General features: G+C 58.4%; 10 protein-coding genes. 5 read left to right on the forward strand and 5 right to left on the reverse strand.

The genetic code is table 11. From position 1 onward, the window contains the following. The first annotated feature begins 3 nt into the window (after positions 1-3). The 3 genes from dnaN to gyrB are packed head-to-tail and all read left to right on the forward strand — an operon-like array spanning position 4 to position 4,653. On the forward strand, positions 4-1,107 hold the full coding sequence (gene dnaN / locus NDJ82_RS05525) for a DNA polymerase III subunit beta (protein WP_005783345.1): 1,104 nt from the start codon (positions 4-6) through the stop codon (positions 1,105-1,107). A 20-nt stretch (positions 1,108-1,127) separates the two neighbouring features. Then, entirely contained in the window at positions 1,128-2,231 is a 1,104-nt protein-coding gene (gene recF / locus NDJ82_RS05530; RefSeq protein WP_099586140.1) for a DNA replication/repair protein RecF, read from the forward strand. 4 nt (positions 2,232-2,235) lie between these two features. Next, positions 2,236-4,653, forward strand: a complete 2,418-nt coding sequence (gene gyrB, locus NDJ82_RS05535; protein WP_099586141.1) for a DNA topoisomerase (ATP-hydrolyzing) subunit B — start codon at positions 2,236-2,238, stop codon at positions 4,651-4,653. A gap of 105 nt (positions 4,654-4,758) precedes the next feature. Here the strand turns inward: gyrB and NDJ82_RS05540 are convergent, their stop codons facing one another. After that, positions 4,759-5,481 carry a response regulator transcription factor gene (locus NDJ82_RS05540; RefSeq protein WP_099586142.1) on the reverse strand — a complete coding sequence of 241 codons (723 nt, stop codon included), beginning with the start codon at positions 5,479-5,481 and terminating at the stop codon, positions 4,759-4,761. Between the two features lie 377 nt (positions 5,482-5,858). Here NDJ82_RS05540 and NDJ82_RS05545 point away from each other — a divergent pair, with 377 nt between their 5' ends. Next, positions 5,859-8,141 (forward strand): CHASE2 domain-containing protein, encoded by a 2,283-nt coding sequence (locus tag NDJ82_RS05545; RefSeq protein WP_250925060.1) that lies wholly within the window; start codon positions 5,859-5,861, stop codon positions 8,139-8,141. Positions 8,142-8,320: 179 nt separating this feature from the next. Here NDJ82_RS05545 and NDJ82_RS05550 read toward each other — a convergent pair whose 3' ends face one another. From NDJ82_RS05550 to glyQ, 4 genes are all read right to left on the reverse strand, one after another. Further along, complete coding sequence (locus tag NDJ82_RS05550; RefSeq protein WP_017528685.1) at positions 8,321-9,091, reverse strand: lysophospholipid acyltransferase family protein; 771 nt, start codon at positions 9,089-9,091, stop codon at positions 8,321-8,323. An 83-nt stretch (positions 9,092-9,174) separates the two neighbouring features. Then, a complete protein-coding gene (gene gmhB, locus NDJ82_RS05555; protein ID WP_178075384.1) occupies positions 9,175-9,711 on the reverse strand; it encodes a D-glycero-beta-D-manno-heptose 1,7-bisphosphate 7-phosphatase in 537 nt (178 codons plus the stop codon). Between the two features lie 2 nt (positions 9,712-9,713). Beyond that, a complete protein-coding gene (gene glyS / locus NDJ82_RS05560) occupies positions 9,714-11,768 on the reverse strand; it encodes a glycine--tRNA ligase subunit beta (RefSeq protein WP_250925061.1) in 2,055 nt (684 codons plus the stop codon). Next, on the reverse strand, positions 11,765-12,718 hold the full coding sequence (gene glyQ, locus NDJ82_RS05565) for a glycine--tRNA ligase subunit alpha (protein ID WP_003213601.1): 954 nt from the start codon (positions 12,716-12,718) through the stop codon (positions 11,765-11,767). Before glyQ ends, glyS begins: the two co-directional genes overlap by 4 nt. Positions 12,719-12,799: 81 nt before the next feature. Here glyQ and NDJ82_RS05570 point away from each other — a divergent pair, with 81 nt between their 5' ends. Next, positions 12,800-13,357, forward strand: a complete 558-nt coding sequence (locus NDJ82_RS05570; RefSeq protein ID WP_099586145.1) for a DNA-3-methyladenine glycosylase I — start codon at positions 12,800-12,802, stop codon at positions 13,355-13,357. The last annotated feature ends 39 nt before the right edge of the window (positions 13,358-13,396 follow it).

Consider the following 13,396-nt stretch of genomic DNA (forward strand, 5'->3'; position numbering starts at 1 on the left):
ACCATGCATTTCACCATTCAACGCGAAGCCCTGTTGAAACCCCTGCAACTGGTCGCAGGCGTCGTCGAGCGCCGACAGACCTTGCCGGTGCTCTCCAACGTATTGCTGGTTGTCGAAGGCCAGCAGTTGTCCCTGACTGGCACCGACCTGGAAGTCGAACTGGTTGGTCGTGTACAGCTGGAAGAGCCTGCCGAGCCGGGCGAAATCACGGTACCGGCGCGCAAGCTGATGGACATCTGCAAGAGCCTGCCGAACGACGCGCTGATCGACATCAAGGTTGATGAGCAGAAGTTGGTGGTGAAGGCCGGCCGTAGTCGTTTCACCTTGTCGACACTGCCAGCCAATGATTTCCCGACGGTAGAAGAAGGCCCTGGCTCGCTGACCTGCAGCCTGGAGCAAAGCAAATTGCGCCGTTTGATCGAGCGCACCAGCTTCGCCATGGCCCAGCAGGACGTGCGTTACTACCTCAACGGCATGCTGCTGGAAGTGTCCGAGGGCATTATCCGCGCCGTAGCCACTGACGGTCACCGTCTGGCGATGTGCTCGATGCGCGCCGATATCGGCCAGCCGGACCGTCACCAGGTGATCGTGCCGCGTAAAGGTATTCTTGAGCTGGCGCGCCTGCTCACTGAGCCGGATGGCAATGTCAGCATCGTATTGGGTCAGCACCACATTCGCGCCACCACCGGCGAGTTCACCTTCACGTCCAAGCTGGTCGACGGTAAATTCCCGGATTACGAGCGCGTGCTGCCTAAAGGCGGTGACAAGTTGGTGATCGGCGATCGTCAGGCACTGCGTGAAGCGTTCAGCCGCACAGCGATTCTGTCCAACGAAAAATACCGTGGTATTCGTCTGCAACTGGCCAACGGTCAGCTGAAAATTCAGGCCAATAACCCGGAGCAGGAAGAGGCGGAAGAAGAAGTAGGCGTTGACTACAACGGCGGTTCGTTGGAAATCGGCTTCAACGTGAGCTACCTGCTGGACGTACTTGGCGTGATGACCACTGAACAGGTGCGCCTGATCCTGTCGGACTCCAACAGCAGCGCCTTGGTGCAGGAATCCGACAACGACGATTCGGCTTATGTTGTTATGCCGATGCGCCTGTAATCATGCTCAGCAGACGCTAGATGTCCCTCAGTCGCGTTTCAGTCACCGCGGTGCGCAACCTGCACCCGGTGACCTTCTCCCCCTCCCCCCGCATTAATATCCTCCACGGTGCCAACGGCAGTGGAAAAACCAGCGTGCTGGAAGCTATCCACTTGCTGGGGCTCGCCCGTTCCTTTCGCAGTGCGCGCTTGTTACCGGTTATCCAGTACGAACAATTGGCGTGTACTGTCTTTGGCCAGGTTGAACTGGCGGAGGGCGGATACAGCAGCCTGGGGATATCACGTGATCGTGGCGGTGAATTTCAGATTCGTATCGACGGGCAAAATGCGCGCAGTGCTGCGCAATTGGCAGAGATCCTGCCATTGCAGTTGATAAACCCTGACAGCTTTCGGCTGTTGGAAGGCGCACCCAAAATCCGCAGGCAATTCCTCGATTGGGGAGTGTTCCACGTGGAACCGCGCTTCATGGCCACTTGGCAGCGCCTGCAGAAGGCCCTGCGGCAGCGGAACTCGTGGCTGCGGCATGGTACACTTGACGCCGCTTCGCAAGCGGCCTGGGACCGGGAACTGTGCCTGGCCAGCGACGAAATAGATGAATACCGCCGCGCCTACATCAAAGCCTTGAAACCAGTCTTTGAGCAGACTTTGAGTGAGTTGTTGGATCTCGAAGGGCTGACGCTGAGCTACTACCGTGGTTGGGACAAAGAGCGTGAACTGAGCGCAGTGCTCGCCACGTCCCTGCAGCGGGATCAGCAAATTGGCCATACCCAGGCCGGACCCCAACGGGCAGATTTGCGTCTTAGATTAGGCGCTCATAACGCTGCGGATATCTTGTCCCGCGGCCAGCAGAAGTTGGTGGTGTGTGCGCTGCGTATCGCTCAAGGCCACTTGGTTAGCCAAGCCCGACGCGGCCAGTGTATTTATCTGGTGGATGACTTGCCGTCTGAACTCGACGAGCAACACCGCCGCGCGCTATGCCGCTTATTGGAAGACTTACGCTGCCAGGTGTTTATCACTTGTGTAGACCATGAATTATTGAGGGAAGGCTGGCAGACGGAAACGCCAGTCGCTTTGTTCCACGTGGAACAAGGCCGTATCACCCAGACCCACGACCATCGGGAGTGAAGGCATGAGCGAAGAAAACACGTACGACTCGACCAGCATTAAAGTGCTGAAAGGTTTGGATGCCGTACGCAAACGTCCCGGTATGTACATTGGCGACACTGATGACGGTAGCGGTCTGCACCACATGGTGTTCGAGGTGGTCGACAACTCCATCGACGAAGCTTTGGCCGGTCACTGCGACGACATCAGCATCATCATCCACCCGGATGAATCCATTACCGTGCGCGACAACGGTCGTGGCATTCCGGTAGATGTGCACAAAGAAGAAGGCGTTTCGGCGGCAGAGGTCATCATGACCGTGCTCCACGCTGGCGGTAAGTTCGACGATAACTCCTATAAAGTATCCGGCGGTTTGCACGGTGTAGGTGTTTCGGTAGTGAACGCGCTGTCCGAAGAGTTGATCCTGACCGTCCGCCGTAGCGGAAAGATCTGGGAACAGACTTACGTCCACGGCGTTCCACAGGAGCCGATGAAAATCGTCGGCGACAGTGAATCGACCGGCACGCAGATTCACTTCAAGCCATCGGCTGAAACTTTCAAGAATATCCACTTCAGCTGGGATATTCTGGCCAAGCGTATCCGTGAACTGTCCTTCCTCAACTCCGGTGTGGGTATCGTCCTCAAAGACGAGCGCAGCGGAAAGGAAGAGCTGTTCAAGTACGAAGGCGGTCTGCGGGCATTCGTTGAATACCTGAACACCAACAAGACTGCGGTCAACCAGGTGTTCCACTTCAACATCCAGCGTGAAGACGGCATCGGCGTAGAAATCGCCCTGCAGTGGAACGACAGCTTCAACGAGAACCTGTTGTGCTTCACCAACAACATTCCACAGCGCGACGGCGGTACTCACCTGGTGGGTTTCCGTTCCGCACTGACGCGCAACCTGAACACCTACATCGAAGCCGAAGGCTTGGCCAAGAAGCATAAAGTCGCCACCACGGGTGACGATGCACGCGAAGGCCTGACCGCGATCATCTCGGTAAAAGTGCCGGATCCCAAGTTCAGTTCCCAGACTAAAGACAAGCTGGTGTCTTCCGAAGTGAAGACAGCTGTTGAACAGGAGATGGGTAAGTACTTCTCCGACTTCCTGCTGGAGAACCCGAACGAAGCCAAGTTGGTCGTCGGTAAGATGATCGATGCCGCGCGTGCCCGTGAAGCCGCACGTAAGGCTCGTGAGATGACCCGCCGCAAAGGCGCGCTGGATATCGCCGGCCTGCCGGGCAAACTGGCTGACTGCCAGGAGAAGGACCCTGCCCTCTCCGAACTGTACTTGGTGGAAGGTGACTCTGCTGGCGGTTCCGCCAAGCAGGGTCGTAACCGTCGCACCCAGGCCATTCTTCCGTTGAAGGGCAAGATCCTCAACGTTGAAAAGGCCCGCTTCGACAAGATGATTTCCTCCCAGGAAGTCGGCACCTTGATCACGGCGCTGGGCTGCGGCATCGGCCGCGATGAATACAACATCGACAAGCTGCGCTATCACAACATCATCATCATGACCGATGCTGACGTCGACGGTTCGCACATCCGTACCCTGCTGCTGACCTTCTTCTTCCGTCAGTTGCCGGAGTTGATCGAGCGCGGCTACATCTACATCGCCCAGCCACCGTTGTACAAAGTGAAAAAGGGTAAGCAAGAGCAATACATCAAAGACGACGACGCCATGGAAGAGTACATGACGCAGTCGGCTCTGGAAGATGCGAGCCTGCACTTGAACGATGAAGCCCCGGGTATTTCCGGCGAAGCATTGGAGCGTCTGGTTAACGACTTCCGCATGGTGATGAAGACCCTCAAGCGCCTGTCGCGCCTGTACCCTCAGGAGCTGACCGAGCACTTCATTTACCTTCCGGCCATCACCCTGGAACAGTTGGGCGATCATGCACACATGCAGGATTGGCTGGCCCAGTACGAAGTACGTCTGCGCACTGTCGAGAAGTCTGGCCTGGTGTACAAAGCCAGTCTGCGTGAAGACCGTGAACGTAACGTGTGGCTGCCAGAGGTTGAACTGATCTCCCACGGCCTGTCGAACTACGTCACCTTCAACCGCGACTTCTTCGGCAGCAACGACTACAAGACCGTGGTTACCTTGGGTGCCCAACTCAGCACCCTGTTGGACGACGGCGCTTACATTCAGCGTGGCGAGCGTAAGAAAGCAGTCAAGGAGTTCAAAGAGGCTCTGGACTGGTTGATGGCCGAAAGCACCAAACGTCACACCATCCAGCGATACAAAGGTCTGGGCGAGATGAACCCGGATCAACTGTGGGAAACCACCATGGACCCTGCCCAGCGTCGCATGCTGCGCGTGACCATCGAAGACGCCATTGGTGCGGATCAGATCTTCAACACCCTGATGGGTGATGCGGTCGAGCCTCGCCGTGACTTCATCGAAAGCAACGCTCTGGCAGTGTCTAACCTGGACTTCTGATCCAGGCGGGACCCGCAAAACAAAAAGGCCAACGTTATGCGTTGGCCTTTTTTATTACGTGGAAATCAGTATTTTTTGAATGCTCCACGTGGAACATCACCCTTTTCAACCATGGGAAGCAGTCGCCACGCTCTCCAACCGGTACCCATACCCATAAATCGTCAACAGCTGCCAACCTCTATCAGCAGTAAGGCCGAGCTTGTTGCGCAGTCGATAGATATGCGTATCCAATGGCCGTGAGGACACCATTTCTTCATGGGTCCAGAACCGCTCGTAAAGGTACTCGCGAGACAACGGTCGCGCTAAGTTGGCGAACAAGCAACTCGCCAAGCGGTATTCGCGTTCAGTAAGGTTGATCGGTTTTCCCGCGCGGGTGACGGTCAACTCGGCGTCGTCGAAGGTCAGATCGTTGAAACTTTGTACTTCCTGGGTCGCCGACTTCTGCAGGCCATGGCGACGTAGAACGGCGGTAACCCGAGCCTTGAGTTCGTTGGGACGAAAGGGTTTGCTGACGTAGTCATCGGCGCCACTGTTCAACGCGGTGACGATATCGCTTTCCGCATCCCTGCTGGTGAGCATGATCACGGCGGGTGGCGACTCCATGTGCTCACGGGTCCAGCGCAGCAACGCAATGCCGGTGATATCGGGCAGTTGCCAATCGAGTATCAGCAGATCAAAGGTTTCCCGCCGCAACTGACGCAGCAGGTCCTCACCACGCTCGAAGCAATGCAGGGTCCAGGGCTGTTCGGCGGTGCTGGGGATTTGTCGCAGTGTCTGTTCCACCCTTCGCAATTCAGCGGGTTCGTCATCCAGTATTGCGACACGCATGGGTGGGTCCTTTCATTTTGAAGAGTACGGCAGTCGTAGTGAGGGCACGTACTGCGCAGATGCCAGCCATCGAATCTGAAGAATTGTGCGCAGATTCGTTAGCCCCTTGGATCTCTCGGTAGGCTGGGTTCAATGAGTGATCAACCCAGTTAAAGTCCTCGGTACCGATGTGGGAAAGATACCGGCTCCAGGCCGTAAGGAAAAGGATCAGCCGACGCGTGCGCTGTCGTAGACTTCTGTGCCCCAATGGTAGATACCTTGGTGCTTCTACCTTTATGAGCCTCACGCAGGAAAACTTTTCCACTGCCGCGAAAATGAGCTTCACTGGGCGCTATGCCACTTCCTTTCGTATGCCAACAACAGGGAAACGCTGATCAATGATGCTCTGGGGCAAGGCTGAAAAACGTCAACCCACCCATGCCCAACGGCTGTTCCACGGTTTGGTTCGTGAGTGGTTGTGGATCGGTTTGCTGTTGTTGCCGATCACGGCCTACCTTTCGACGAGTGCTGGCCTGGCGTTGAACAATCCGCTGTACGACAGCCTTCGCCGTCTGACACCGCTGCCGGTGGACCCACGTATCTTATTGGTGACCATCGATGACGCCAGCTTGAAGAAGCTCGGGCAGTGGCCTTGGCCCCGTAGTTTGCATGCCGACCTGATCGACCGCCTGAGTGCTGCACAACCCACCGCCATCCTGTTCGACGTGATATTCAGCGATCCTGCCGATCTCGCTGCTGACAAACGCTTGGCCGACGCGCTGTGCAGCGCCGGCAACGTACTGTTGCCCCTGGCGCGTGATGATTCTGCCAGCGATAGCCAGCCCAGAGGAGAGCTGCAGCCACTGCTTAAATGTGCCAAAGGCATAGGGCATATCAACGTGGAAGCGGACAGCGATGGCGTGGTGCGCAGGCTGTATTTGCGCGAGGGCCCACCCGATGCCACGGCGCCTCAGTTGGCATGGCTAGCGTTCACGATGAGTGGCCAACCCTCAGAGATGCCAGGTGAGCCTCGCGATTCGAACTCCCAGGGCTGGCATCAGGAACATGCAGTTCGCATCCCGTATATCGACCCCGACAGCCGTTTTCCGAGTGTGTCTTATGTCAGCGTATTACGCGGCGAAGTCCCTCCTGAGCAGTTGCGTAACCGCCTTATTTTGGTAGGCGCCCCAGGTTCGGGCATGGGCGATCGTTTTGTCACTCCGCTTTCCCCCATGATGGGCACTACAGCGGGTGTGGAGATCCAGGCCAACGTGCTCAACGGCCTACTGCAAGGGCGTAGCGTCGTGGATATGCCGCAATGGCTGTCAGCCGTGATGGCAACGTCCTGGGTGGCGCTGCTGCTGGGCCTGCTGCTCTACCGTCCACGCTATGCGCTATGGATGACGCTGGGGTGTATGTTTACGGCCTTGCTCGGCTCATTTGCCCTACTGCGTATGGGCTACTGGTGGTCGCCTGCGGCATGCCTGATCGGCTTGCTGCTCAGCTACCTGATCTGGAATTGGCGGCGTCTCAGCGTGATCCTGGCCTACTTTGGCTGGGAGCTGGCGCGGTTGGATAACGAACCCAAAGTCTTGCCCGAACGCCGCCGTGCGCCAGCCAGCAAAGGTGATGTGTTGCAGGGGCGCATCTTTGCCCTGGAGCAAGCGGTGAGCCGCACGCGGGACACCCGGCGCTTTATGGCCGACGGCCTTGAGTGCCTGCCGGTGGCGACGCTGATCACGGACACCCAAGGCAATATATTGCTGGCTAACCGTATTGCCCGCGACGTGTTCGGTAATGATCTGGTCAACCAAAACCTGTTGGACCAGCTGGTTGATCTGGGTTATCCACCCCTGCACAACGGCGTGCGCCCTGCCCTTTCGGCATTGGAATTGGTTGAGTTTCGGGATATCCACCAACGCAGCCTGCGCATGGAGCTTGCACCTCTGCTACCGGCCGAAGGGGACGTGGCGCTGGGTTGGCTGCTGAGCCTCACTGACCTCAGCAAGGAGCGTGAGGCCCAGCAGCACCGAGAAACCATGTTGCGTTTCCTGTCCCATGATCTTCGTGCGCCGCACTCGGCGATCCTTGCACTGCTCGACGTACACAGCGCCGAGTCGCCAGTGTTTGCGCAGATAGAGCAGCAGGTACGCCGCGCCTTGAGCCTGACTGAATCTTTTGTTCAGTTGGCAAAAGCCGAGGCCGACGGTTACCACTTCCAGCCAACGCTGTTCGCCATGCTGGTTATGGATGCTTTTGACCAAGTGGCGCTGATCGCACAGCTCAAGGGCATTCACCTGGTCCACGATCTGGATGAGGCAGATGAGGGGATGGTGTCAGCCGATCAGTCGCTGCTCACCCGTGCGTTATTCAACGTGCTGGAGAACGCGATCAAATACTCGCCGTCCGGCACCACCGTCCGGTTGAGACACAGCAGCACGCAAGGCTGGTTGGAATGCCGGATCAGTGACCAGGGCCCGGGTATAGCTGCCGAAGATTTACCGGAGTTATTCAGCCAGTACAAACGCTTTGATTCAGCCCAAGGCAGCGATGGGTTGGGACTCGGGCTGACCATGGTCAAAGCGGTCGTGGAGCGTCATGGAGGACGTATCGAATGTGAAAGCAGTGTGGGCAAAGGCACCACATTCAGCCTGCAATTGCCCTTGCTGGACGAGTGCTAAAACGTGCTTTTGCGCTGTGCATAAAAAACCGGTCACAAGGACCGGTTTTTTTATGCGGAAAAAACTTATGCACGTTTTTAGAGATTTTCAGGTCTCTGGAAATATGTAAGTAAATCAGCTTGTTATGAAGCAAAAAAGCCAATTCGCCAACAATCCGTGCACAGGTTATCCACAGATGCTCATACCACCGGAGTGTCTACCACAACCGGCTCCGGCGGCAGGGAACCCATGGCCCGTTGCTGCGCTTCATTCCACGCCTGCGCGCGCTCATTCAGCGCGGCAATGGCGCGTGGGCCTTCGCCTTCTGCGTACATAGGTTCGCCAATCACCACGGTGATGGTGCCTTCGCGTTTTGCCCAACCAGTCTTCGGCCAGAACTTGCCGGCGTTATGCGCAATCGGCAACACCGGCAGATGGGCGTTGACCGCCAGGGCCGTACCACCTCGGGAGAATTTACCCACGGTGCCAAAGGGCACCCGCGTACCTTCCGGGAAGATCAGCACCCAAACGCCGTCCTTGAGCAGCTCGTCGCCCTTCTTGGCCACGTGCTTGAGCGCCGCCTTGGGGTTGTCACGGTCGATGGCGATCGGGCGCAACATGGCCATGGCCCAGCCAAAGAACGGTACGTACAGCAATTCGCGCTTGAGCACCTGGCTCAACGGCGAGAAGTACGCCGAGAGGAAGAACGTCTCCCAGGTGCTCTGATGGTTAGACAAAATCACGCAGGGCTGGTCCGGGACGTTTTCAGCGCCCTTGATCTCAAAACGGATGTTCAGGAACACCTTGGTCAGCCACAACGCGCAGCGGCACCAATAGACGTTGATAAAGCGATAGCGCGCCTTGAACGGCAGGAAGGGTGCAATAAAAAAGCTCAGGGTGCACCAGAGAAGCGAACTGGTGCCCAGCAGCAGGTAAAAGAAAAAGGTTCTGATGGCCTGCAAGATCGACATGGCGGCATTTACCGTTGCGGGACACGGCCCGCCTGTTGAAAAGCGCACTCCCGAACACTCCTTGGCCAGGATGTTGAGGGCGGCTAGTTGTTGATAAGTTCTGCGGCAACGGCCGCCAGATCGTCAAAAATCAAAGTGCCTACCGGCAGGTTTTTCGCCTGGGTCTTTTCGCCTTTCCCGGTCTTTACCAAAACTGGCTGAGAGTCGACGGCTTTGGCCGCCTCCAGGTCACCGAGGCTGTCCCCGACGAACCATATCCCAGCTAACGGCACCTTGTAATGTTCTGCAATGGTTTTCAACATGCCAGGCTTGGGTTTACGGCAATCGCAGCCCTCATCCGGCCCGTGGGGGCAGTACGTCACCAACCCCACCTCACCGCCCTGCTCCGCCACTAACGTGCGCAAGCGCGCGTGCATGGCGTCCAGGGTAGCGATGTCGTAGTAGCCACGGGCAATGCCGGACTGGTTGGTGGCAATCGCCACTGTCCAACCGGCTTTGCTCAACTGCGCGATGGCCTCGATCGAGCCGGGCAGCGGTATCCACTCCGCCACTGACTTGATGTAAGCGTCGGAGTCGTAGTTGATCACCCCGTCCCGATCGAGAATCAGCAGTTTCACCATGGTCAGCTCAGGGTCGAAATGTCGGCGATGTTGACGAACAAGCCGCGCAGACGCGCCAGCATGGCGTAGCGGTTTTTCCGCACGCCGGCGTCTTCGGCATTGATCATCACCGCTTCAAAGAACGCATCCACCGGCTCACGCAATGTGGCCAGGCGCGCCAGTGCTTCGGCGTAGTTACGCTCGGCGATCAGCGGCTTCACGGCGTTTTCTGCCTTGGCGATGGCCGAGTTCAGCGAGAACTCCTTGGCATCGGCAAACAGGCCAGGGTCGACATCGGCGTTGCCCAGGCCTTCGGCCTTGCTCAGCAGGTTCGACACACGCTTGTTCACAGCGGCCAGGGCATCGGCTTCCGGCAACTTGCGGAAGGCCTGCACGGCTTGTACGCGCTGATCGAAGTCCAGCGCCGAACCCGGTTGCAGGGCACGTACCGACAGGTAGACGGAAACGTCCACGCCTTCGTCTTCGTAGCGCGCACGCAGGCGGTCGAACACAAACTCCAGCACTTGCTCGGCCAGGCCGGCTTGCTTGACCTTGGTACCGAACTGGCCGACCGCGAACACCACGGCCTGGGTCAGGTCGAGGTCGAGCTTCTTGTCGATCAGGATACGCAGCACACCCAGGGCTGCACGGCGCAGGGCATAGGGGTCTTTGCTACCGGTAGGCAGCATGCCGATACCGAAGATACCCACCAGGGTATCCAGCTTGTCGGCGATGGCCACGGCCGCGCCGGTCAGGGTGGTTGGCAGCTCTGCACCGGCACCGCGTGGCATGTACTGCTCGTTCAGTGCCAGGGCAACGTCTTCGGCCTCGCCATCGTTGAGGGCGTAGTAGTAGCCGGCAACGCCTTGCATCTCAGGGAATTCGCCGACCATCTCGGTGGCCAGGTCGCACTTGGACAGCATACCGGCGCGGGCGGCCGAGGCCGCATCGCCGCCAATGCGGGGTGCGATATAGGCAGCGAGCTTGGAAACGCGCGCAGCCTTGTCGTAGACGCTGCCGAGCTTTTCCTGGAACACCACGTTTTGCAGGCGCAGGTTGAAGTCTTCAAGCTTCGACTTCTTGTCTTGCTTGAAGAAAAACTCGGCGTCGGTCAGGCGCGGGCGGACGACTTTCTCGTTACCGGCGATGATCTGCTGCGGGTCTTTGCTTTCGATGTTGGCCACGGTAATGAAGCGCGGCAGCAACTTGCCGTCCACATCCAGCAGGCAGAAGTACTTCTGGTTGTCCTGCATGGTGGTGATCAGGGCTTCTTGCGGCACGTCGAGGAAGCGCTCTTCGAACGAACACACCAGCGGCACTGGCCATTCAACCAGCGCGGTCACTTCGTCGAGCAGGCTTGGCGGCACGATGGCCGTGCCTTCCTGCAGGCGGGCCAGCTCTTCGGTGCGCTTGCTGATCAGCTCGCGACGCTCATTGGCGTCGGCCAGTACGTAAGCGGCACGCAGGTCGGCGGCATAGCTCGCCGGCGAGGTGATGCGTACGGCTTCAGGATGATGGAAGCGGTGACCACGGGAATCGCGGCCAGCCTTCTGGGCGAGGATGGTGCAGTCGATGACCTGGTCACCGAGCAGCATCACCAGCCATTGGGTTGGGCGGACGAATTCTTCTTTGCGTGCACCCCAGCGCATGCGCTTGGGGATCGGCAGGTCGTTCAGGGAGTCTTCAACGATGGTCGGCAGCAGGCTGGCAGTCGGCTTGCCGGTGATGACCTGGCTGAAGCGCAGTTTCGGACCGCTCTGATCGATCTCGCTCAGCTCCACGCCACACTTCTTGGCAAAACCAAGGGCGGCCTGGGTCGGGTTGCCTTCAGCGTCGAAAGCCGCCTGGCGCGGCGGGCCGTCGAGGTTGATGCTGCGGTCCGGTTGCTGGGTTTCCAGCGCAGTCAGCAACACCGCCAGGCGACGTGGCGCGGCGTAGACTTTCTTGGCTTCAAACTTCAGGCCGGCAGTCTGCAGGCCTTTTTCGATACCGGCCAAAAATGCATCGGCCAGGGTGTTGAGGGCCTTGGGTGGCAGCTCTTCGGTGCCCAGTTCAACCAGGAAATCTTGAGCACTCATTGTGCAGCCTCCAGCTTAGCCAACACTTCATCACGCAGGTCCGGGGTGGCCATCGGGAAGCCCAGCTTGGCGCGAGCCAGCAGGTAGGCTTGGGCGACGGAACGCGCCAGGGTGCGTACACGCAGGATGTATTGCTGGCGCGCGGTTACCGAAATGGCACGGCGGGCGTCCAGCAGGTTGAAGGTGTGGGATGCCTTCAGGACCATTTCATAGCTTGGCAACGGCAGCGGCTGGTCGAGTTCGATCAGGCGCTTGGCTTCGCTTTCATAGAAGTCGAACAGTTCGAACAGCTTCTCGACGTTGGCGTGTTCGAAGTTGTAGGTCGACTGCTCCACTTCGTTCTGGTGGAACACATCGCCATAAGTCACTTTGCCGAACGGGCCGTCCGCCCATACCAGGTCGTAGACCGAGTCCACGCCCTGCAGGTACATGGCCAGGCGTTCCAGGCCGTAGGTGATCTCGCCGGTCACCGGGTAGCACTCGATGCCGCCCGCTTGCTGGAAGTAAGTGAATTGCGTCACTTCCATGCCGTTGAGCCAGACTTCCCAGCCCAGGCCCCAGGCGCCCAGCGTCGGCGATTCCCAGTTGTCTTCGACGAAACGGATATCGTGGACCAGCGGGTCCAGGCCAACATGCTTGAGCGAGCCCAAGTACAGTTCCTGGAAGTTGTCCGGGTTCGGCTTCAATACCACCTGGAATTGGTAGTAGTGCTGCAGACGGTTCGGGTTTTCGCCGTAGCGGCCGTCAGTCGGGCGACGACTGGGCTGCACATAAGCGGCGTTCCAGGTTTCCGGGCCAATGGCCCGCAGGAAGGTAGCGGTGTGGAAAGTGCCGGCGCCTACTTCCATATCGTAGGGCTGAAGTACCACACAACCTTGCTCGGCCCAGTATTGCTGGAGGGCGAGGATCAAGTCTTGGAAGGTACGCACGGCTGGCGTAGGCTGGCTCACGAAATTCACCTGTTACTTGGGCTGCGATTTAAAGAGCGGGAGTATACCCGATTCGGCCGCGCCACCATCCCCTGGAGCCTTATGCCACGCTGCTTTTGGTGTTCTGAAGATCCGCTGTACATGGCTTATCACGATCAGGAGTGGGGAACGCCGCTGCGCGATGCGCAGGGCTTGTTCGAGTTGCTTTTACTCGAAGGGTTCCAGGCGGGCCTTTCCTGGATCACCGTTTTACGCAAACGCGAGCATTACCGAAAGGTCTTGTTTGGTTTTGATGCGCAGCGCCTGGCGCACTTGAGCGACGACGAGATCGAAGCGCTGATGCTCGACCCTGGTATCGTGCGCAACCGCCTCAAGCTCAACGCCACTCGCCGCAACGCCGCGGCCTGGCTGGCGCTGGAAGATCCGGTGGGCTTGCTCTGGTCGTTTGTCGGCGGCGTGCCCAAGGTCAATCACTTCAAGGATCGCAGCGAAGTCCCGGCGATCACCCCCGAGGCTGAAGCCATGAGCAAAGCCCTGAAAAAGGCCGGCTTCACCTTCGTCGGACCGACCATTTGCTACGCGTTCATGCAGGCCTCGGGCATGGTCATGGACCACACTCAGGACTGCGACCGTTACGCGGACTTGGTCAACGCCGGTTAGAATGCGTGCTTTGCGCACCACACACGAACGGGAGTGACC

Origin of the sequence: Pseudomonas sp. SR18, assembly GCF_023701505.1 — a bacterium.
In the GTDB taxonomy this organism is placed as follows: Bacteria; Pseudomonadota; Gammaproteobacteria; order Pseudomonadales; family Pseudomonadaceae; genus Aquipseudomonas; species Aquipseudomonas cyclaminis.